At 70.0% G+C, this 20,253-nt stretch carries 19 protein-coding genes; 10 read left to right on the top strand and 9 right to left on the bottom strand.

What is annotated here, in order from left to right:
- The first annotated feature begins 2 nt into the window (after positions 1-2).
- Genes LY13_RS12185 through LY13_RS12175 form a run of 3 tightly spaced genes read left to right on the top strand, consistent with a single transcriptional unit; the run spans position 3 to position 2,863 of the window.
- On the top strand, positions 3-1,037 hold the full coding sequence (locus LY13_RS12185; RefSeq protein ID WP_253828506.1) for a TRAP transporter substrate-binding protein: 1,035 nt from the start codon (positions 3-5) through the stop codon (positions 1,035-1,037).
- Positions 1,038-1,046: 9 nt separating this feature from the next.
- Positions 1,047-1,559, top strand: a complete 513-nt coding sequence (locus LY13_RS12180) for a TRAP transporter small permease (protein WP_253828505.1) — start codon at positions 1,047-1,049, stop codon at positions 1,557-1,559.
- Positions 1,559-2,863: a TRAP transporter large permease gene (locus LY13_RS12175; RefSeq protein ID WP_253828504.1), complete on the top strand. Its 1,305-nt coding sequence runs from the start codon at positions 1,559-1,561 to the stop codon at positions 2,861-2,863. Before LY13_RS12180 ends, LY13_RS12175 begins: the two co-directional genes overlap by 1 nt.
- 9 nt (positions 2,864-2,872) lie before the next feature.
- On the opposite strand, the gene LY13_RS12170 is transcribed toward LY13_RS12175, so the two are convergent.
- Both LY13_RS12170 and LY13_RS12165 read right to left on the bottom strand, forming a co-directional pair.
- Positions 2,873-4,816, bottom strand: a complete 1,944-nt coding sequence (locus LY13_RS12170; protein ID WP_253828503.1) for an arabinofuranosyltransferase — start codon at positions 4,814-4,816, stop codon at positions 2,873-2,875.
- A gap of 72 nt (positions 4,817-4,888) precedes the next feature.
- A complete protein-coding gene (locus tag LY13_RS12165; RefSeq protein ID WP_253828502.1) occupies positions 4,889-5,938 on the bottom strand; it encodes an NAD(P)-dependent alcohol dehydrogenase in 1,050 nt (349 codons plus the stop codon).
- Positions 5,939-6,043: 105 nt separating this feature from the next.
- On the opposite strand from LY13_RS12165, the gene LY13_RS12160 reads away from it, so the two are divergent.
- The 5 genes from LY13_RS12160 (at position 6,044) to LY13_RS12140 (ending at position 10,615) form a co-directional block, all read left to right on the top strand.
- Complete coding sequence (locus tag LY13_RS12160) at positions 6,044-6,643, top strand: TetR/AcrR family transcriptional regulator (protein WP_253828501.1); 600 nt, start codon at positions 6,044-6,046, stop codon at positions 6,641-6,643.
- Between the two features lie 21 nt (positions 6,644-6,664).
- Complete coding sequence (gene sbnB / locus LY13_RS12155; RefSeq protein WP_253828500.1) at positions 6,665-7,702, top strand: 2,3-diaminopropionate biosynthesis protein SbnB; 1,038 nt, start codon at positions 6,665-6,667, stop codon at positions 7,700-7,702.
- A gap of 454 nt (positions 7,703-8,156) precedes the next feature.
- Positions 8,157-8,726 (top strand): SigE family RNA polymerase sigma factor, encoded by a 570-nt coding sequence (locus LY13_RS12150; RefSeq protein ID WP_253828499.1) that lies wholly within the window; start codon positions 8,157-8,159, stop codon positions 8,724-8,726.
- Positions 8,723-9,568, top strand: coding sequence for a hypothetical protein (locus LY13_RS12145; RefSeq protein WP_253828498.1), 846 nt, complete (start codon positions 8,723-8,725; stop codon positions 9,566-9,568). The genes LY13_RS12150 and LY13_RS12145 overlap by 4 nt, the downstream gene beginning before the upstream one ends.
- 432 nt (positions 9,569-10,000) lie before the next feature.
- Positions 10,001-10,615 carry a protein-L-isoaspartate(D-aspartate) O-methyltransferase gene (locus tag LY13_RS12140; protein ID WP_253828497.1) on the top strand — a complete coding sequence of 205 codons (615 nt, stop codon included), beginning with the start codon at positions 10,001-10,003 and terminating at the stop codon, positions 10,613-10,615.
- A 94-nt stretch (positions 10,616-10,709) separates the two neighbouring features.
- On the opposite strand, the gene LY13_RS12135 is transcribed toward LY13_RS12140, so the two are convergent.
- From LY13_RS12135 to LY13_RS12105, 7 genes are all read right to left on the bottom strand, one after another.
- On the bottom strand, positions 10,710-11,600 hold the full coding sequence (locus LY13_RS12135) for a hypothetical protein (protein WP_253828496.1): 891 nt from the start codon (positions 11,598-11,600) through the stop codon (positions 10,710-10,712).
- 6 nt (positions 11,601-11,606) lie between these two features.
- Positions 11,607-13,001 carry a hypothetical protein gene (locus tag LY13_RS12130; RefSeq protein WP_253828495.1) on the bottom strand — a complete coding sequence of 465 codons (1,395 nt, stop codon included), beginning with the start codon at positions 12,999-13,001 and terminating at the stop codon, positions 11,607-11,609.
- Positions 12,994-13,281, bottom strand: a complete 288-nt coding sequence (locus LY13_RS12125; RefSeq protein ID WP_253828566.1) for a DUF6403 family protein — start codon at positions 13,279-13,281, stop codon at positions 12,994-12,996. The genes LY13_RS12130 and LY13_RS12125 overlap by 8 nt, the downstream gene beginning before the upstream one ends.
- Positions 13,282-13,384: 103 nt before the next feature.
- Positions 13,385-13,768 carry a type II toxin-antitoxin system VapC family toxin gene (locus LY13_RS12120; RefSeq protein ID WP_308216316.1) on the bottom strand — a complete coding sequence of 128 codons (384 nt, stop codon included), beginning with the start codon at positions 13,766-13,768 and terminating at the stop codon, positions 13,385-13,387.
- Positions 13,769-13,831: 63 nt separating this feature from the next.
- Positions 13,832-15,373: a GMC family oxidoreductase gene (locus LY13_RS12115; RefSeq protein WP_253828493.1), complete on the bottom strand. Its 1,542-nt coding sequence runs from the start codon at positions 15,371-15,373 to the stop codon at positions 13,832-13,834.
- A 17-nt stretch (positions 15,374-15,390) separates the two neighbouring features.
- Positions 15,391-16,977 carry an APC family permease gene (locus LY13_RS12110; protein ID WP_253828492.1) on the bottom strand — a complete coding sequence of 529 codons (1,587 nt, stop codon included), beginning with the start codon at positions 16,975-16,977 and terminating at the stop codon, positions 15,391-15,393.
- A 109-nt stretch (positions 16,978-17,086) separates the two neighbouring features.
- Positions 17,087-18,580 (bottom strand): aldehyde dehydrogenase family protein, encoded by a 1,494-nt coding sequence (locus tag LY13_RS12105; protein WP_253828565.1) that lies wholly within the window; start codon positions 18,578-18,580, stop codon positions 17,087-17,089.
- Positions 18,581-19,056: 476 nt separating this feature from the next.
- Here LY13_RS12105 and LY13_RS12100 point away from each other — a divergent pair, with 476 nt between their 5' ends.
- Positions 19,057-19,653 (top strand): TetR/AcrR family transcriptional regulator, encoded by a 597-nt coding sequence (locus LY13_RS12100; protein ID WP_372493817.1) that lies wholly within the window; start codon positions 19,057-19,059, stop codon positions 19,651-19,653.
- A 120-nt stretch (positions 19,654-19,773) separates the two neighbouring features.
- The gene (locus LY13_RS12095; protein WP_253828491.1) at positions 19,774-20,196 is read left to right on the top strand and encodes a pyridoxamine 5'-phosphate oxidase family protein; all 423 of its coding nucleotides are present in this window, start codon (positions 19,774-19,776) and stop codon (positions 20,194-20,196) included.
- Positions 20,197-20,253 lie beyond the last annotated feature (57 nt).

The raw sequence follows: 20,253 nt of genomic DNA, 5'->3' as shown, positions 1-20,253 counted from the left end.
GCATGAGGAACCGACTGATCAGTGGCATGAGCGGCATCATCGCCCTGATCCTCGTCGCGGCGGTGGGTGCGTGCGCGCCCGCGTCGGGCGCGCGGACGAGCGCCGAGGCGACGCCGGAGAACCCACTGGTGCTGACCCTGGCGAACAACCTCGGCGACGACCACGTCACCTCGCAGGCACTCGACTCGTTCGCCGAGGACGTGAAGCGGCGCAGCGGCGGCCGGATCGAGGTGAAGATCTACGGCAACGGCCAGCTGGGCGACGAACCGAGCGTGCTCGGCCAGCTCCACGAGGGCATCGTCGACATGACGCGGGTCAGCGCTCCGGGCCTGGCGACCTACGACCCCGGTTACCACACCTTCGGCCTGCCGTACCTGTTCGATTCCGAGCGGGAGTTCTACGAGGTGATGGATTCGGCGGAGATGGCGGACTACTTCCGTTCCACCGCCGACAAGGGATTCGTCGGACTGACCTACTACAGCTCGGGTGCGCGGTCGTTCTACACGCGGAACACTCCCGTGCGGAAGCCGGCGGACCTGCGGGGGCTGAAGCTGCGCGTGCAGGACATGCGGTCCCAGACCGACTTCGTCGGCGCGCTCGGAGCCGCACCGGTCGTGATGGCCTTCGGCGACACCTACACGTCGCTGCAGACCGGGCTGATCGACGGCGCCGAGAGCAACGAGACCGTGCTGACCGACAGCGCACACGGCGAGGTGTCCAAAGTGTTCTCGATGACCGAGCACACCTGGATCCCGGACATGCTCGTGATCGGCACCGAGACGTGGGGCCGGCTCTCCCCGGCCGATGCGCAACTGCTCTCCGAGGCCGCTCGCGCGTCGACCGAGCGGCAGAAGGTCGCGTGGGAGAAACGCATCGACGAGTCGGTCGCCGAGGCGAAGGAGATGGGCGTCCGGTTCGTCACCGACGTCGACACCGACGCCTTCCGGAAAGCCACGCAGCCGGTCGTCGACCGGTACGCCGAGCAGTATCCGGAGGTCGCACGGCTCCTCTCCGTCATCGAGTCGGGAAGGGACTGAGGATCTCCTATGACCACCCACGATCGTCTGAACCGGGTCCGGCGGGTGCTCGGCGGCGTCCTCGCCGCCGTCGCGGGCGCCCTGCTCGTCGTCATGACCCTGCTGGTGCTGTACCAGGTGTTCACCCGCTACGTGCTGGGGACGCCCGCGGCCTTCACCGAGGAGCTCGTGCGCTACGCCCTCATCTGGACGTCGCTGATCAGCGCCGCGTACGCCTTCCTGCACCGCAAACACATGTCGCTGCTGTTCCTGCGGGACAAGTTCGCACCTCCGGTGCAGCGCGGGCTGATCGTCGGCACGGACGTCCTCGTGCTGGTGTTCGCCGTCGTCGTGCTGGTGATCGGCGGCACGATGCTCGCGCTCGGTGCGGCCACGAACTACTCGGCGCTGCTGGGGATCTCCCGCGGCCTGGTCTACACGATCGGGCCGATCGCCGGTGTGGCGATCGTGTTCGCGCAGGTGCTCAACATCTGGGAGGACCTCACCGGTGAGGTCCCGACCGAGACGGAGGGGACAGACTGATGGGCGCTCTGACCGCCGCCGCCATCCTGTTCGGCGCCTTCTTCATCCTGCTGTTCTCCGGCGTGCCGATCTCGGTCTCGCTCGGTGTCGCCTCACTGGTGACCGCGCTGATGTTCCTGCCAGCCGACGACGCCACCTACGTCGTCGGCCAGCAGCTGAACGTCGGTATCGAGAGCTTCTCGTTGCTGGCCGTCCCGCTGTTCATCTTCGCGGGCAACATCATGAACACCGGCGGCATCGCCCGCAGGCTCGTCGACCTCGCGCTCGTCGCCGTGGGCCGGGTTCCGGGAGCGCTGGCCCACACCAACGTGCTGGCCAACACGCTGTTCGGGTCGCTGTCCGGTTCGGCCGTCGCGTCGGCCGCCGCGGTCGGCAGCACGCTGCACGACCGCCAGAAGGAAGCGGGCTACGACCCGGCGTTCGGTGCGGCGGTGAACGTCGCGTCCGCCCCGACCGGCCTGCTCATCCCGCCCACGACCGCCGCGATCGTCTACTCCACCGTCGCGGGCGGGGTGTCGGTGTCGGCGCTGTTCATGGCGGGATATGTGCCGGGCATCCTCATGGGCCTCGTGATCATGGCGATCGCGTACGTGTTCACGCGGCGGCAGCGGTACCCGAAGCTGGGCCGCGTCGGAATGGCGGAGGCGGCGCGGGTGCTGCTCAGGGCGGTGCCCGGGTTGCTGTTGATCGTCGTCGTGGTGGGCGGCATCGTCTTCGGCGTCTTCACCGCGACAGAGGGTGCCGGCATCGCGGTGCTCTACACCCTGGTGCTGGCGCTGGCGTACCGCAGCATGTCCTGGCGCGACTTCACGGAGGTCGTGACCCGCACGGTCACCGCGACCGGCATCGTCATGTTCCTCATCGCCGCGTCCGCGGGCATGTCGTGGGTGATGGCCTACACCGGTATCCCGGGGGCGCTCACGGACACGCTGCTGTCGGTGGCCGACTCGAAGACGATCGTCCTGCTGCTGATGCTCCTCGTGTTGCTCGTGGTCGGCACGTTCATGGACATCACGCCCGCGATCCTCATCTTCACGCCGATCCTGCTGCCGATCTCCGAGGAACTCGGCATGGACCCCGTCCACTTCGGCATGGTGCTGATCCTCGCGATGTGCATCGGCACGATGACCCCGCCCGTGGGGTCGGTCCTGTTCGTCGGCACCGGCGTCAGCGGGGTGTCCATCGAACAGGTCGTACCGAAGCTGTTGCCGTACTTCGCCGGACTCCTCCTGGTGCTGCTGGCCGTCACGTTCGTGCCCGAGTTGTCGCTCGGGCTGCCCGGTCTGATGGGCCTGCTCGAGTGAGGCCCCTGGTCAGGGATTCCGCACGGCGAGCACGAGGCCCGAGGGCAGGTCGTCGACGATGTCGAACGCGCCGCCGCGGAACGACGCGGGGTCGAAGGTGACGCGGTTGTTGAAGTACCAGCCGTCGGGGTTCTTCCGCAGCAGGAACACGTCGATGCCGCCGAACCGCGTGTCGGCCGACGCGGCCGCGAACCGCGCCGGGTCCGTGATCGCCTCGAGTTTCTCCAGCTCGGCCGACCGCTCGGTGTAGCGCATCAGGCTGTTGGCCGAGTAGTGGCCGCGCTGCAGGTAGCCCCACCAGAGCTCGTAGGCGTAGAGCCGCATGTCGGTCGACAGCGACATCGGCCGAGCGTCGGGGCCGAGCCGCGCCTCGACCTCGGCGGCGATCCGGTTCGCCGGCATCGGCGTGGCCACCAGGTCCTCCGGGACGAACCGGGACGGCCGGCCGTCCGGACCCGGCTGCATGTGGGCGAAGAGGGCGGGATTGGGGTGGAGCTCCGACTCCTGCACCCGCGGTTCCGCGTCGGCGAAACCCTTGGGATTTCCCGGTGTCCACTTGTCCCACGCCAGCAGCCCCGACGACACCAGCAGCACGGCCAGTGCGGCGACGCCGACACTGCGTGGAGGTACGAGCCGGAACCGTTCGGCCAGCGGTCTGGCCACGCGCACGAGCGTGAGCACGCCCGCCGTCGCCAGCACCATGGTCACCATGCGCGGGATCTTCACGAGGAACCCGGTGTGCCCGTTGCCGACCAGTTGAACCATGTAGACGGCCCAGTACAGGTAGATGCCGCCGAGCAACAGCAGCATGGGCAGGGCCCACCATTCGCGGGTGCGGTACCAGAACAGGCCGAACAGTCCGGCCAGTGTCAGCAGCCCGATGGGGGTCGCCTCGAGGAACGGGAGCGGGACCGGTTCCTGGCCGATGACGATGTTCGGATAGGTGTCGGCGACGACGTTGCGCGCCTTGGTGAGGTAGGCCCACACCAGCGGGACGACGTACCATGAGGACACGACGACCGAGGTCACCAGCACGCCGAGGAGATGGAGCAGGTACGGCTTGCGGTTCGGTCGCAGCAGCCGCGCGGCGATGATCGCCATTCCGCCCGCCACACCGAAGATCAGGTAGCCGGTGTACGTGCAGACGAACAGCCCGCCGATGACGCCCGCGGGCAGCCAGTGCAGACCGCCCCGGTCGCGCGACAGGACCGCGAACGTGGCCAGCACCCACGGCACGAACACCGCGAGGGTGAGGATCTCGTAGCTCTTGTGGCCGTGCATGAACACGACAGGCGCCACGGCGGCCATCGCCAGCGCGACGGGCGGGGTCGTCAGCCTGCGCCACAGCAGGAAGGCCACGAGCGCCGATGCCGAGATGAACAGGATCTCCATGGCCCCGACCAGGCTCCAGGTGGGCCGGTCGAGGAGTTCGGAGGCACGCGCCACCAGCCACGGGTACAGCACGGGGTACTCGGAGGGCAGTCCGGGAAGGAACGCGTCGGTGCTGCCCCACGTGGTCGTCAGCCGGTTGGCCAGCGCGGACATCCGGAGGGTGTCCCAGTTGTGCAGTTCGTTGTGGCCGAACGGCGTGCCGTGAAGCGCGTTGATGAGCACCAGGCCGATCCAGCCCGCGTACACGCCCGCGACCGCGCCCGCGAGGCGGTCGGAGGCGAACCGGATCGCCAGCGCGATCGCGATGACGGCGACCACGGCTCCTGCGGCGATCGGCGTGACCGCGCCCCGCAGGGTGAGCGGGCTGAGGCCGGCCACCTCGACCAGCAGCCACGACAGCGCCATCATGGCGACGTAGCACGCGACGGCCGTGGTGGACGGTCCGATCCGACGTGCGACCCGGCGCGCGACACCGCCCGCGGGCTGCTCCGGGGCCGGTGCGTCGGGGTCCTTCCCGTCCGCGTCGGTGTTCACGTCCGCTCCCAGCGTGGTGGCACTCACGCTCGGCACCCTATAGCCGCCCTCCGCCGGCGGCCCGGGAGGAGTTGTCTCCGGGGCCTCCGGCGACGGGTGTCAGGCGCCGATCGTGGCGGTGTCGATCACGAAGCGGTAGCGCACGTCGCTGGCCGACACGCGCTCGTAGGCCTCGTTGACGTCGTCGGCCGAGATCGTCTCGATCTCCGCGCCGATGCCGTGCTCGGCGCAGAAGTCCAGCATCTCCTGGGTCTCCGGGAGGCCGCCGATCATCGAACCGGCCAGCGCCTTGTTGCCCGCGATCAGCGAGAACGCGTTGTAGGACAGCGGCTCGCCGGGTGCGCCGACGTTCACCATCGCGCCGCCGGTGCGCAGCAGCCCGAGGTAGGCGTCGACCGGGATCTGTGCCGACACGGTGTTGAGGATCAGGTCGAACCGCCCGCGCAGCACGTCGAAGGTCGACTCGTCGGCGGTGGCGTAGTACTCGGTCGCGCCGAGCCGCTTGCCGTCCTCCTGCTTCTTCAGGCTCTGGCTCAGCACCGTCACCTCGGCGCCCATCGCGGCGGCGATCTTCACGGCCATGTGGCCCAGGCCGCCGAGGCCGACGACCGCGACCTTCTTACCGGGGCCCGCGCCCCACTGGCGCAGCGGCGAGTACGTCGTGATGCCCGCGCAGAGCAGCGGCGCGGCGACGTCGAGGCCGATGCCGTCCGGGATCCGGCACACGAAGGCGTCCTTGACCACGACCTGCCGGCTGTAGCCGCCGTAGGTGGGCTCGCCGTCGAAGCCGACGCCGTTGTAGGTCTGCACGTTGCCCTTGACGCAGAACTGCTCGGTGCCCGCCCGGCAGTACTCGCACTCGCCGCACGAGTCGACCATGCAGCCGACGCCGACTCGGTCGCCGACCTGGTACTCGGTCACCGCGGAGCCGACCGCGGCGACCGTGCCCGCGATCTCGTGCCCGGGCACCATCGGGAAGATCGCCTCGCCCCACTCACCGCGCGCCTGGTGGATGTCGCTGTGGCAGATACCCGCGTAGGCGATGTCGATCAGGACGTCGTCGGGCCGCAGGTCGCGCCGCTCGATGGTGGTCCGCTCCAGCGGTGCGCCAGGGCCGGGTGCGGCGATGGCGTGCGTCGTTGTGCTCATCAGAACTCCTGCGATACTCGATCACGAGCCCCGAAGTAAGGGCCCTCTCACGTAACGACGTGAGAGGGGTCTTACATATTCCGATACAGAAATGTGTTCACGGCCATGGGTGACCGGTACCACCGCGGCGAGCTCCGCGACGAGCTCGTCCGCGTCGCGCTCGACCTCATCGCCGAACAGGGGGTCGCCGGGTTCTCCGTGGCCGAGGTGGCCCGGCGTGCGCAGGTCAGCCCGGGCGCGCCCTACCGCCACTTCCCCGAGCGGGAGAGCCTGCTCGCCGCCGTCGCCACCGCCGTCGCGAGCAGGCTCGCCGACCGGGTCGCCGCGGCGGCCGAGGGCATCGCCGACCCGGCCGAGGCGCTCTCCGCCGCGGCGGGTGCCTACACCGAGTACGTCATCGAACGCCGCGCCGGCATGAACGTCATCTACACCGGCGGGCTCCAGAGCGGTGAGTACATCGAACTGCACGAGCAGACCCGGCGGTTGACCGACCAGTTCCTCATGCTGTGTCTCGCCGTGTCCGACCGGCCCGAGAACGCACTCGAGCTCATGGAGCAGTTGTTCACGCAGGCCCACGGCTACGGCATGTTCTGGCTCGACGGCGTGTTCACGAAGCACGGGTACGCGCCCGAACTGGTGGTACGCAAATCCGTCGCCGCGGCCCGGCTCGTCATCGAGGGCCACCGGCACTCCGAGAACCACTGACACCGACGAGGAGGACCGCACGTGACCGAGGGATCGATCGAGACCGGCCCGCGCCCGCCCGTAGGACTGCGCGTCATCGGAGCCGCGGACGTGACCGCGACGATCGAGGGGAACCGCGAAGGCGCCCTGGATGCCGTCCGTGCCGCCTACCTGGCGCACGCCGACGGTGCGAGCACCAATCCGCATTCGAGTTTCCTGCGCTTTCCCGACCGGCCACGGGACCGGATCATCGCGCTGCCCGCGTTCCTCGACGACGGTGCCGCGCCGCGATCGGGCATCAAGTGGATCGCCAGCTACCCCGGCAACGTCGCGCACGGCTTTCCCCGTGCCTCGGCGGTGATGGTGCTCAACGACTACGACACCGGCTACCCGTACGCGCTGCTCGAGGCGTCGATCGTCTCCGCGACGCGCACGGCCGCATCCGCCGTGCTGGGCGCGCAGGAACTGCTCGGTGAGCGCCGGGCGGGCAGGGTCGGGTTCGTCGGCACGGGTCTGATCAGCGACCACGTGCGCATGTTCCTGCGCGACCTGTCGTGGGAGATCGGCGAGTTCGCGTTGTTCGACACCGATCGCGGTAACGCCCAGCGGTTCGCCGACGTCCTCGCCGCCGACGGCCCCGCCGCGCCCGTGACGGTCGCCGACGACGTCTCCGGCGCGTTCGCCGGCGCGGACCTGGTCGTGGTCGCCACGGTGGCCGGGACGCCGCACCTGACCGATCCCGCGCTGCTCGCCGACGCTCCGGTGGTGCTGCACATCTCCCTCCGTGACTTCGCGCCCGAGCTCGTACTCGCCTCCACCAACGTCACCGACGACGTCGACCACGCCGTGCGGGAGCGGACGTCGCTGCATCTCGCCGAGCAGCAGGTCGGCCACCGGGAGTTCGTCCACGGCACGATCGCCGACGTCGTGCGCGGCGACCTCACGCGCGAACCCGGGACGCCGGCGCTGTTCTCGCCGTTCGGACTGGGCGTACTCGACGTCGCGATCGGCGGCTGGGTACACGACGAGGTCGCCGCGCGCGGTGGTGGACAGGTCGTCGGGGACTTCTTCGCCGTGTGACACCACGTCGGGTCGGGCGCCGCACTCGACATCGAACAGGTGTGAACCTGTGTGTGCCGGAGGTCGCGGCCACCGTCAAGATTCCTTTCTGAATGAAACGAATATTCGCGAGTGACATTTGCGATATATCGACACCTTTGTGATTTCGTATTCCGTTTTGTCACTTTTTATTCGGCGGGGAGAAGGACCGCTTCAACGGCGTACTCGACAACACCGAGGTCTTCTTCGCGGTGATCGACGCGCTCGGCGTCGACGCGCGCAGCTGACACTCCTTCGCCGGGGCCGTGGCCGGGTGTGGCCACGGCCCCGGCTTGCGTCGACCCGCAGTCGTGACCGTCCCTTCGGCACGTGCCCCGGCCGTGCGTGACGTCCCGTGACCGATCCGTTTCGGCGCAGCGGGCAACCTTCCCGGCTCCGTGCCCGTATGCAGTAGTGGTGTTGGAAGGGAGCACGGATGCGGAAGTCTGATGAGGAACGGTTTCGCGAGTTCGCCCGCGCCCACTCGGCGGCGCTGCGCCGTAGTGCGTACCTGTTGTGCGGCGACTGGCATCTCGCCGACGACCTCGTGCAGACGACGCTGATGAAGATGTACGGCGCCTGGAAGCGGGTGTCGAGGGCGCATCATCCGGTCGGTTACGCCCGCAAGATCCTCCTTCGCTGTTGGCTCGACGAGCGACGCCGACCGTGGCGGCGTTCCGAGAGCCGCGGCGAGTTCGTTCCCGAGCGGCCGGACCCGGGCATGGGGCCCGCCGACGCCGCGGAACAGGAAGGACTGCGTGCCGAGCTGATACGGGCGTTGGGCACGCTCGCGCCGCGCAAACGGGCAGTACTGGTGCTGCGATTTTTCGAGTCGCTCTCCGTCGGCGAGACGGCGGAGGCGCTCGCCTGCTCCGAAGGCACTGTCAAGAGCCAGACCGCACGAGGACTGGCCGACATGAGGGCCGCGCTCGGAACCGAGTCGGCAGCGGTCGACTACGTCACCGCGGGCGGGGCCACGACAGGGTTGCGGAGGTACACACCATGAACGACGAGGAGATGCGCGAGCGGTTGCGCGCCGCGGTGGCCGACGAGCCGCCGCTGGGGTTCGACCCGGACGAGGTCGTCACTCGCACGGGCACCCGCAGGCGCAGGCGGCTGCAGGCAGGGGGATCGGCGGTGGCCGTGGTGGCCGTCGCCGCTGTCACCATCGGTGCGCTGACGTCGGCGGGTCCGGGGGAAGGGCTCGGGCGCGCCGCCGCGGGGCCGGGCACGGCGGACTCGGCGACGTCCGGGCGGGCTGCGGAGCCCGAGCGGGCGGAGATCTGCCGGAACATCGACGAGCTGCCTGCGCAACCGGGCGGCGGTGAGCCCACCGGTCGGGGATTCGCCCCCGGTTCCCGTACGTTTCCCGGTGCCGACGAGACGATGAAGGACATCCGCGCCGCGATGCCGGATGTGCTGGCGGAGCACTTCCCGGACATCGACCTCACCGAGGAGGGCCCGAGCGGCCCGATGGAAACGGTCAACTGTCCCCCGGAGCTGGGAAGCGCCTACGTGGACCGGTCCACAGGGGACCGGGTCGTCGTCAGTCTCGTTCGGTTCGGCCACGAGGGGCCGGTGGCCGAGGACGTCGGATGGCGTTCCCCGAGCGCCCCGGGGGAACTGGTCGCGACACGGAACGGCGCGAACGGATCGATCGTCCGGGTGTACCGCGCGGAGGCGCGTTCCGAGGAGTTCCCGACCGCCGACGAGCCGACCGTGACCGCTGTCCACTACCGCACCGACGGGCTGGTGTTGCGCGCCCAGAGCCACCCCAGCGACACGCTCACCCGGGAGGCGTTGATCGGGCTGGTGACCGATGCGCGCCTGAACCTCACCGTCGGCTGAGTCGCCGGCCGAGTGAGGCGTGCTGCCGGGTGAGGAACGCTGTCGGGTGAGGAACGCTGTCGGGTGAACCTTCGCCGACTGCGGAGGCGCACCCGCCGGGTCCGGACCTGTCGGCGGTCGCTGCTGCAGGCGGTCGCCGAGAGGTTCGCCGGGTCACGGCGCCGGTTCCGGAGCCGACCAAGCGTCGGGCACGTGACGGCCGGCCCCCTGGACGTGCAACACGGTCTCCTGGAAGCGCAACACGGCGCCTTGGACGTGCAACACGATCTCCTGGAAGCGCAACACGGTCCCCTGAATCCGCAACACGCGGCGCTGGGTGATTCGGCGGTCGCCTCGCCGGGTAGGTCACGGGCCGAGGCCCGTCGAGAACGAAAGGCGTCGAGGACCAGCGCCGTCGAGAACTGTCGAGAACGAGAACTGGGGTCGCCCGGAATGAGCACGGAACAGGCCCGCGAGGCGATGGTCGCGCGAGTGCGGCGCGCCGGGGTCACCGATACGCGCGTGCTCGATGCGATGGCCGTCGTTCCCCGTGAGCGGTTCGTGCACCCGGACCACGCCGGGGAGGCCTACGACGAGCGCCCGCTGCCGATCGGTGCGGGCCAGACGATCTCGGCGCCGGACATGGTGGCCCGGATGGCGGAGATGCTGGACCTCGGCTCCGGGGACGAAGTGCTGGAAGTGGGGGCGGGAACGGGGTACGCCGCGGCGGTGCTGTCCCTGTGCGCCGGCCGGGTCGTGGCGATCGAGCGGCAGCCGGAACTCGCCGGTCGTGCGCGCGAGCTGCTCGCCGAGCTCGGCCACGACAACGTCGAGATCCGCACCGCGGACGGCACCCGTGGCGCCCCGGACCGAGCCCCGTTCGACGCGATCTCCGTGGCGGCCATGGCAGGCGACATCCCGCCCGCGTTGCTCGACCAGCTCGCCCCCGACGGGACGTTGGTCTGCCCGGTGGGCTCCGGGGACACGGGGCAGCTCGTCCGGGTCCGGGGCGGGCGCCGCGAGGATCTGATGCCCGTCGCCTTCGTGCCGTTGACCAGCGATCAGTGACCCACGGAGACGGCCGAGCCCCTGGATCCAGGGTCGCCGGCTCCGGACCCGGCGGTCCCCGCCCTCGTGCGCTTCCGCCGGGCCGCACCGGTCGTCACACGGGCGCCGACGGCGTCTCCTGCAGCTCGGTGGCGGTCCGATGCAGCTCACGTGCCCGCTCGACGAGGGCGTCCACGTCCTCGTCACCGGCGGCTGCGACGTCACGGGTCAGGGCCACGTACTCGTCGACGAGGTGGCGGTACCGCGTGACGAAGTTCTGCTGCGCCGTGGACGTGCCCCCGACCGCGCGGGTGTACGTCCGGTCCAGTTCGATGAGGGCACGGGACACCGCGCCCGTCTCGGCGTTCAGCACGCTGCGGGCGTCGTCGCCGGTCTCGGCGTCGATGCGGCGGGTGGCGGCGCGGCGGCCGATCGCGCGTGCGACGGCGTAGGCGATCGCCGAGCCGAGCACCACCGCGCCGAGCAGCGCACCCGCCAGCAGGTACCGCGGCAGCGGCGGGTCGATCGTGCGGGCGCCGTCCGGGACGTGGCCGGAGCGGACGAGCTGGTCGAAGTTGACGACCATGACCTTCAGCGCCTCGACCGGCCGGTCGGCGAACGTGTCGGTGCCGCGGGAGATCACGGATTCGGCGACGACGCCGGTGCCGATGTCGTCGGTGTGGTGGCTGCACCCGTACGGCGACCACTCGTCGCCCTCCCTGGTCATGGCGACGAAGAGGGTGCCGTCGGCGGCGCCCGCGACGTCGTCGCACACCTCGCTCGCGTCGTCGTCGGGGGAGAGGAACGCGACGGTGAGTTTGCGGTTGCCGATCACGCGCTCCGCGGCGTACCTGTCCAGGTCGTAGTCCGGCGCGGCGTAGACCGACGAAGCGCGGAGCCTGCTCGCGACGGCGCCGTCGAACAACCCGCCGCTGACCGCCGCCCAGCCCGCGAGTGCGACGGCGACGAGCACGGCCAGCGTGAACGGTTTCCTCAACACGGTCATCGCCGATCACACTCCCCAGCCCGCGAGGTAGCGTCGCGGCTCGTAGTCGCGGCGGCCGATCAGCCGCGCCGTCTCCGCCAGTTCGGTTTCGGCCTTGTCCAGCAGTTTGTGGGCGTTCCTGGTGCCCACGGCGGAACCGTCGAGCTCCTTCGCCGCGTTGAGGTGCGTGATCGCGCGGGTCAACGACGGGTTACCGGTCTCGCCGGTCAGGCCGGACACCTCGACCGACAACGCCGACAGGGCGGCGATCCGCACGGTCGGCGGCCTGCCGTGCGAGGGCCTGCGGCGCAGCGCGGTCACCGACAGCACGACGAAGCCCAGCACACAGCCGCCGAACACGAACGGCAGCGCGGGCATCGTGACCTTCAGCGGGTCGAACGGCTGGTAGGGCAGCGCGCGGTCGAACAGGCCCGCGTACCGGATGTCGGTGACCTTGTTCAGCCATGCGAACAGGACGTTGTCCTGCGGGTAGGCGTACCGGCTGAGGCGGTCGCCCAGCATGCCGTACATCCCGGCGGTCGCGACCTCGTAGAACTCCTCGCGGTGTGGACCGACGTAGTCGACGTACGAGCCGTACACCACGACGATCGGCGTGCCCGGGAACCGCTCGGCGAGGGCCGGTGCGTAGTCCGGAACCGGCCGGCCCGTGTCCTGCTGCGCCGTGTCCTGTTGCAGCGCGGTGTCTTGTTGCGGCAGCGCGACGACCATCGGTTCGGTGTCGGGGAACGCGTTCGAGGCGTTGCCGGGCACGTCCGACAGTGTCGCGCCCTCGGCGACGTGCACCCGGTCGCGTTGCAGGTCGGCGGCCACCGCATCGAGCTCCGCCGTGGTCGGTTCTCGCCACGTCACGCGCGGAGCCGTCGGAGCGTCACCCTCGTCCCGCATGCCGGTGATCACCGCGGCGATCAGCCCGGTGACGTCGCCCGCGGCGAACTGTCGCTGGAACCCGTCGAGGTCGTCGGCGGCGGCCGTGTACACGCCGCCGCGGACCTTCGTGCCGGTGACCGTGACCAGCTCGAACGGCGCGTCGGCGAGCGCGGGGTCCTCGGCGACGCCGAGCACCCGCTCGGTCTCCTGCTCGTCGAGCCCCGGCGGGGCGAACAGCAGCCGCACACCGCCGGTGCCGACGTGCTCGCGCAGCCACTCGCGGTTCCACTGCGCGTCGGACCCGGGCAACCGGACGACGGGATCGGCCTGCACGCGCCGGACCATCTCGGCGGTGGAGGGCACGGAGTGGTCGCTCAGCTCGCCCGCGTCACCTTCCTCGTAGTCCGACGACGGCGACTGCCCGTAGCTGACGTCGACGTCTCCCTGGCGCTGGTGGAGGAGGAACACCACCGCGACGGCGACGGCGAGGCCCGCCAGCAGCCAGCGCACGATTCCGAGGGTGCGGTCAGCCATGGCGTGCCTCCCGCCACAGCGTGTCGGCCCGTTCGGCCAGCTCCGTCGCGACGCGGGCCGCGTCCGGGCCGCCGCTCATCGCCTCGGCCTCGGAGAGCAGCCGTCGTGCTTCGGGGACGTCGGCGGTGCAGGCGTCGCGGCTCACCTCTGCGGCGGCGATCGTCGCTTTCGCCGTCGCCCAGGCCGCGCGTTTCCGTTCCGCGTGTGCGCGCAGCCGCGGCAGATACGCGCTCGCCACCCCTGCGCCGATCAGCACGAGCCCGCCGATGAGCCAGATCATCCAGGTCACCGCAGGAGTATCGCCGACGCGCCGTCCCCGCCGGGCCGATACCCGACATCTCGGACGCAGGTCACATCCCGCGCCCGGTCACGCACACCGGCGGTCACACCGCGATGAGCTCGACGAGGGATTCGAGGCCGGTGAAGTCGGCCGGATTGCGCGTCACGAGTGGCCAGCGGTGTGCACCGGCGATGGAGGCGATCTGGAGGTCGGCGAGTCGCCTGCGGGGCTTGCGCCCCTCGGCGCGGACCCGTGCGTAGATCTGGGCGTAGAAGCGCGCGGCCTCGGCATCGAACGGTATCGGCGCGAAGCTGCTTTCGACCCACTGCAGCCGACGTAGCCGGGCGGCCTGGTCGTCGGGTGTCCTCGCGGCGGTCACCCCGGCGGACAACTCGGCCAGGGTGATCGCGCTGAGGTACAGCGCTACTCGCTCGGGGTTTCGCGACGCGGGCAGGCGCCGCCGCGTCCGGGCACCGGGGGATCGCACCCGGACGCGGCGAGACGGTGCCGACACCGCCCCGGGGTCGGACGGTGCCGGCGACGCCCGCGGTCAGGCGTTGTCGGCCTTGAGCATGTCGGAGCACTTCTCGCCGATGGCCATCGTGGTGATGTTGGGGTTCACCGCCACGAGGAACGGCATGGCCGAGGCGTCCGCCACGCGCAGTCCGTGCACCCCCTTCACCCGCAGCCGCTCGTCCAGCGGCTTGTCGGCCTCGGCGCCCATCGGGACGGACGCCGCGGGGTGGTAGACCGTGTTGTGGGTGCGGCGGATGTAGTCGGCGATCTCGTCGTCGGTGCGCACGTCCAGCCCGGGGAACAGTTCGGCGCCGGCCCAGTCACGCATCGCGGGCTGGTCGACGATCCTGCGCGCCAGCTCGATGCCCTCGGTCATCACCCGCATGTCGTGGGGATGCGTGAAGTACTTCGGGTCGACGGCGGGCTTGTCCCGGAAGTCCCTGCTGCGCAGACGAACCGTGCCACTCGACCGTGCCCGCGTGACGTTGGGCGTCAGGCAGAACGCGTTTTCCGACGTCGGGTAGCCCTGCCGCACCGTGTGCATGTCGAACGGCACCGAGCCGTAGTGGAACATCAGGTCCGGCCGGTCCAGGCCCTCGTCGGTCCGGGTGAAGATGCCGATCTCCCACCACTGCGTCGAATCGGAGACCATCTCCTGCTTGGCGTCCCAGCTGATGACGCCCTCCGGATGGTCCTGCAACGTGGAGCCGACACCGGGGGAGTCGACCAGCACGCCGACGCCGAACTCGCGCAGGTGCTCGGCCGGGCCGATGCCGGACAGCATCAGCAGTTTCGGGGTGTCGATCGCACCGGTCGACAGCACGACCTCGCGACGCGCCGTGACGCTGCGGGTGTGGATCTGGTCCTCGTCGAGGTACTGCACGCCGGTGGCGCGGGTGCCGTCGAAGGTGACCTTCTTCGCCCACGCGTTCGTCCGGATCTCCAGGTTCGGCCTGTCCATGACGGGGTGCAGGTACGACACCGACGACGACGAGCGTGTGCCGTCCTCGCGGGCGTTGATCTGGAACCAGTTCGCCCCGTGGGTCACGGTCGTACCGGAGTTGAACTCGGTCGTGGGGATGCCCTGCTGTTCGCACGCCTCCAGCAGTGCCACGCCGCACGGGTCGTTCGGCGGCACGCTCCGGATGGTCACCGGACCGCTGCGGCCGTGGTGGTCCCCGGGGCCGTCGTTGGTCTCGAGCCGCTGGTACAGCGGGAAGACGTCCTTCGCGCCCCAGCCGGGCAGGCCCATCGACTCCCACTCGTCGAGGTCCTCGGCGGGCGCCCGGAACGCGATGCACGAGTTGTGCGACGAGCAGCCACCGAGCACGCGGGCACGGGCGTGCCGCATGAACGAGTTCCCGTTGTCCTGCGGCTCGATGAGGTAGTCCCAGTCGTAGCCGGACTCCAGCAGTGCCATCCAGCGATTCAGCTCGAGGATGTTGCGATCGCCCACATCGGACGGTCCGGCCTCGAGCAGGCACACGGTGACGTCGGGGTCCTCGGACAGCCGCGATGCGACCGCGGCGCCCGCGCTGCCACCGCCCACCACGACGTAGTCGAACTGATCGGTCATGGGAATTCCCTTCCGGCTCAGGCGAGGCTCGAGGCTTCGCGGTCGGTCGTCGGCGTTGTCGTGTCGTCGTCGGGCCCGGGCGCCGCGGAGTCCGATGCGGACGTCCCGGCGGCGTGGTCGGCCAGCACGCCGACCTTGTGGCGCTGGACGAACCAGTAGTACGCGAATCCGCCCACGGCTGCGATCCCGACGAACAACACGGCGCTGTACTGCAGGTACCAGTGGTGCGGCGGTTCGGCGTTGTACACCTCGGTGCGCGGCCACGCGAGGTTCACCGTCATGCCCAGGCCCCAGACGACGGCGAGGACGTTGATCGGAAGGCCGAGCTTGCCGAGGCTGAACCGGCCCTCCTCCTTCGTCGGCCTCCACTTCCCGCGCAGGCGCGCGACCAGCATCGGGATCGTGACCAACAGGTACGAGATGTAGATGAGGATGATCGCCAGCGACGTCACCGCGGTGAAGATCTGCGGCCGGCCGATGTTGACCAGCAGCAGCACCACCGCGAGCACGCCGATGAACACGGCGGGCAGCACCGGCGTCTGGAACCGCGGGCTGACCCGGGCCAGCCGCTTGCCGCCGGGAAGCGCGTTGTCGCGGGCCATGGCGAACATGATGCGGATCGCGGCGGTGTGCACCGCCAGTACGCAGACGGTGATCGCCACGAAGATGCCCAGCAGGAACAGCCTGCCGATCAACGGACCGAGCGCGTCGCTGAGCACGTACTGCAGACCGGAGACGCCGAGTTCGGGGGCGTCGAGGTCGCGGATGGCCATCATGCCGAACAGCAGGATCAGACCGCCGAGCACGAACGACGCGATCAGCGCCCGCAGGATCGCCTTCGGAGCGTTGCGGTGCGGGTCGATCGACTCCTCACCGAGCGAGGCGGCGGTGTCGAAGCCGTACATGACGTACGACGAGGCGATACCGGCCACGAGGAACGCGGTCAGGTAGTTGCCGCCGTACGCGGATTCCGTGCCTGCGGTCTCGAACACGACGGTCGGCGGGTTCACCACGACCAGCGCCAGCGCCACGATCAGCGCCACCGCGGCGACCAGCTCGATGAACACGCCCGTGCTGTTGATCCGGGCCATGAGCCGCACGCCGTAGGCGTTGACGAGCGTGGTGAACAGGATCAGCAGCATGGCCAGCACGATGCCGTTGACGGCCGCGTCCGTGGCGTTGCCGCCGTCGCCGACGAACTGGAATCCTTCCCAGATCTGAGGCAGCGTGTTCTGGTAGGCCAGTGCCGTGGCCGAGATCGAGACGATCGAGGCCAGCAGCATCATCCAGCCGGCGAGCCAGCCGACGTGACGTCCGCCGAGCTTCTTCGCCCAGTTGTAGACCGAGCCCGCGATGGGATAGCGCGAGGCCAGCTCGGCGAAACTCAACGCCACCAGCAACTGCCCGACGAACACGATCGGCCAGGACCACCAGTAGGCGGGACCGCCGAGGCCGAGTCCGAAGTAGGACAGTTGGAAGCTGCCGGTGAGCACCGAGATGTAGCTGATCCCTGCGGCGAACGTGTGGAATCCGCCGAGACTGCGTTTCAGTTTGTTGGTGTAGCCGAACTCGCCGAGTCCGGCGTCGTGGTTGGGCGCACTCATGCCCTGAACTCCTTTCCCGGGACGGGGTGCGGACACACCTCTCCCGGGTGGTCGTTTCCTGCGTAGTGCGGAAAGTGCCGCGAATCGTTTTCCGTGCCGCGATTCCGGCCTATTCGCCGGAGAACCAGTGCTGCGGCCCGGGGCGCAGATTCTGATAGACGTGCTTGGCTTCCTGGTATTCACCCAGACCGCCGCGGCCGAGTTCGCGGCCGATTCCGGACTGCTTGAAGCCGCCCCATTCCGCCTGCGGCAGATACGGGTGGAAATCGTTGACCCAGACGGTGCCGTGCCGCAGCCGGTTCGCCACGCGCTGGGCCTTCGCGGGGTCGCCGGTGAACACGGCCCCGGCGAGGCCGTAGTGCGTGTCGTTGGCGATCCGCACGGCGTCGTCCTCGCCGGTGAACCGCTCGACGGTCAGCACCGGCCCGAACGACTCCTCGCTGACGGCATACGAGCCCTGCTGCACCTCGTCGAGGACGGTCGGCAGGTAGAAGTGGCCGTCGGCGTAGCGCTCGCCCTCCGGGCGCCCGCCGCCGGTGCGCAGGACCGCGCCCTCGGCCACGGACCTGGCGACGTAATCCTCGACCTTGCGCAGGTGTCCGGCCGAGATCAACGGCCCGGTCTCGGCGTCGTCGTCGAACGGGCCGCCGATGCGGATCCGCTCCGCCCTGCGCACGATCTCGTCGACGAGCGCGTCGTGCAGCTCGTTCTGCACGATCAGCCGCGCGCCCGCGGAGCACACCTGGCCGGAGTGCAGGAAGATGGCGGTGAGGGCGAAGTCGACGGCGGTGTCGAAGTCGGCGTCCGCGAACACGATGTTCGGGTTCTTGCCGCCGAGTTCCAGCGCGACCTTCTTCACCGTCGGCGCCGCCAGCGCGGAGATCGTGCGTCCCGTGTGGAGTCCGCCGGTGAACGAGACGAGGTCGACGTCCGGATGCTCGGCCAGCACGCTGCCGACCTCGGCGCCCGCGCCCAGCACCAGGTTTCCGACGCCCGCGGGGAGCCCGGCCTCGGTGAGCGCCCGCATGAGCAGGATCGCGGTGCTCGGTGTGAGCTCACTGGGCTTGAGCACGAACGTGTCACCGGCGGCGATCGCGGGCGCCACCTTCCACGCCACCTGCAGCAACGGGAAGTTCCACGGCGTGATCATGCCGCACACCCCGACCGGCTCGTACTGCACGCGGCTGATCGCATCGGGCGTGCCGGTGTCGACGACCCGCCCGGAATCGGTGCCCGCGAGCTTCCCGAAATAGCGGAAACAGGCGGCGATGTCGTCCATGTCGAACTCGCTCTCGACGAGCCGTTTCCCGGTGTCGAGCGATTCCGCGCGGGCGAACTCGGCCTTGTCGCGCACCAGGATGTCGGACACGCGTAACAGCAGGTCACCGCGGTCCCATGCCGAGCTCGACGCCCACGCGCCGTCGTCGAAGGCCCGGCGCGCGGCGGCCACGGCGTGTTCGGCATCGGCGCGGCTCGCCTCGGCGACCGTGGCGACGAGGGTCCCGTCCGCGGGGGAGTGGATCTGCCTCGTGTCTCCGCCCGCGGCGGTTCTCCATTCGCCGTCGATGAACAGCGTGGCAGCCGAATTGTCGGCGTGCGGCATGGTCGTTTCCGCCCCTTTTCCTCGTTCGTCGGTGTTCGTGTCGTCGGCAGCGTTCACCGGCGGCTCGCGCGTCCGCTTCGGCCTGGTCGCATGCGTGCTCGCGCGGTTTCCCGGGACCGCCTCGGGTCTGCGGATCCGGTGCGGCACACCGTTTCCGCGGCCGCCGTGTCTTCCGTGGCCGCCGTACCCCGGCGATTCCGCGCGTGGAAACGGTCCTCGGCGCGGGCGAGGCGGTCGCGGAGTATTTCCCCGTGACCGCATTTCTCGCGGGCCGTGCGGCGACGGTGGAGGACACTAACACCAGACCTGTACATCTGTACACCAACGGATTCGGCCGCGCCGTTCGAGTGGGCGAAAATATGCCGCCGAGCAGTGGATTCGCAGAACCGGTGATCTGCGCCGCACCGCTCCTGGCGCCCTGCATGGCAAGGTGAACGGTCCGCACGTGAGACGTCCGAGGTGAGGATTCCGAGACCGTGACTACCCCCGATACGAGCTCCGCAGGCCCGACGCCGCCGTCGACCGGTGTGCGCGCGGCCGGGCAGCGGGATCCGGACCGGCGGCAGCGCATCGCACGCGCCGCCATCGAGGTGGTCGCCGAGGTCGGGGTCGAGAAGCTGACGCACCGGAAGGTCGCCGCGGCCGCAGGCGTACCCCTCGGCTCGACGACCTACTACTTCAAGACGCTCGACGACCTCCTGGTCAGTGCGCTCCGGCAGGCGGCCGACGACGATGTCGAACACCTGCGCATCTGGGCGGCGGGGCTGGACGCCGGCGGCGACCTCGCCGAGGCGCTCGCGGAACTCGTACTGCATTACCTCGGGCCGGCGCGGGCAGAGACGATCGTCGAACACCAGCTCTACATCGCGGCGCTGCACCGGCCCGCGCTGCAGCACGTCAGCCAGGAGTGGGACACCGCGCTGGCCGAGCTGTTCGCCGGCTACACCGACGCGGAGACCGGCCGTGCGCTGTCGGTGCTGTTCTGCGGCTGGCAGCTGCAGGGCATCGTGCGCGAACAGCTCCCCGAGCGCGCGGACGTCGAGGCGTCGTTCCGCAGGCTCCTCGGCCGCTGACCGGCCGCTGCGGTGACGCCGGCCGGCCGCTGCGGTGACGCAGTGGGTCCTGCTGCCGCGGCCCGTCCGTCCGGGTCGGCGAAACCGGCGGATGTCGGTGGTCGGCGTTAGCGTCGAGTCATGGCGCTCACAGAGGAAGAACGCGAAGAATTCCTGGCACAACCGCACATCGGCGCGCTGTCCGTGGTCGAATCGGCCGAAAGGGCGCCGCTGAACGTGCCGATCTGGTACCAGTACACGCCCGGTGGAAATCTCTGGGTCCGCACCGGGCCCGAGTCACGCAAGGCGCGGGCCATTCGCGCTGCGGGTCGCTTCAGCCTGATGGTGCAGCGGGTGGAGCCGACCATCCGGTACGTCAGCGTGGAAGGCCCGGCGGAGTTCTCGGAGGACGATCACGACCTGTCCGTCGAGATGGCCGTCCGGTATCTGGCCGCGGAGCAGGCCGAGGAGTTCCTGGAGTTCGAGCGCACGCATCTCGGCGAGCACACCGTGATCACGATGCGGCCCGAGCACTGGCTGTCGGCCGACATGGGTTCGCTCTGATCGGTCCGGCCTCGGCGTAGGCCGAGGGCTCGCGACGTCCGGCCCGTGAGGTCGCGC

This window comes from Prauserella aidingensis, assembly GCF_024171865.1.
Lineage (GTDB): Bacteria > Actinomycetota > Actinomycetes > Mycobacteriales > Pseudonocardiaceae > Prauserella > Prauserella aidingensis.
This window is presented reverse-complemented; position numbering and strand designations above follow the sequence as displayed.

Bases quoted from the DNA above. Each gene is read 5' to 3' on its own strand.
- LY13_RS12125 (WP_253828566.1), bottom strand. From the start codon at position 13,281: ATGATCTGGCTCATCGGCGGGCTCGTGCTGATCGGCGCAGGGGTGGCG.
- LY13_RS12145 (WP_253828498.1), top strand. From the start codon at position 8,723: ATGAACGACGAGGAGATGCGCGAGCGGTTGCGCGCCGCGGTGGCCGAC.
- LY13_RS12160 (WP_253828501.1), top strand. From the start codon at position 6,044: ATGGGTGACCGGTACCACCGCGGCGAGCTCCGCGACGAGCTCGTCCGC.
- LY13_RS12165 (WP_253828502.1), bottom strand. From the start codon at position 5,938: ATGAGCACAACGACGCACGCCATCGCCGCACCCGGCCCTGGCGCACCG.
- LY13_RS12135 (WP_253828496.1), bottom strand. From the start codon at position 11,600: ATGACCGTGTTGAGGAAACCGTTCACGCTGGCCGTGCTCGTCGCCGTC.
- LY13_RS12095 (WP_253828491.1), top strand. From the start codon at position 19,774: ATGGCGCTCACAGAGGAAGAACGCGAAGAATTCCTGGCACAACCGCAC.
- LY13_RS12150 (WP_253828499.1), top strand. From the start codon at position 8,157: ATGCGGAAGTCTGATGAGGAACGGTTTCGCGAGTTCGCCCGCGCCCAC.
- LY13_RS12105 (WP_253828565.1), bottom strand. From the start codon at position 18,580: ATGCCGCACGCCGACAATTCGGCTGCCACGCTGTTCATCGACGGCGAA.
- LY13_RS12185 (WP_253828506.1), top strand. From the start codon at position 3: ATGAGGAACCGACTGATCAGTGGCATGAGCGGCATCATCGCCCTGATC.
- LY13_RS12140 (WP_253828497.1), top strand. From the start codon at position 10,001: ATGAGCACGGAACAGGCCCGCGAGGCGATGGTCGCGCGAGTGCGGCGC.
- LY13_RS12175 (WP_253828504.1), top strand. From the start codon at position 1,559: ATGGGCGCTCTGACCGCCGCCGCCATCCTGTTCGGCGCCTTCTTCATC.
- LY13_RS12110 (WP_253828492.1), bottom strand. From the start codon at position 16,977: ATGAGTGCGCCCAACCACGACGCCGGACTCGGCGAGTTCGGCTACACC.
- LY13_RS12130 (WP_253828495.1), bottom strand. From the start codon at position 13,001: ATGGCTGACCGCACCCTCGGAATCGTGCGCTGGCTGCTGGCGGGCCTC.
- LY13_RS12115 (WP_253828493.1), bottom strand. From the start codon at position 15,373: ATGACCGATCAGTTCGACTACGTCGTGGTGGGCGGTGGCAGCGCGGGC.
- LY13_RS12180 (WP_253828505.1), top strand. From the start codon at position 1,047: ATGACCACCCACGATCGTCTGAACCGGGTCCGGCGGGTGCTCGGCGGC.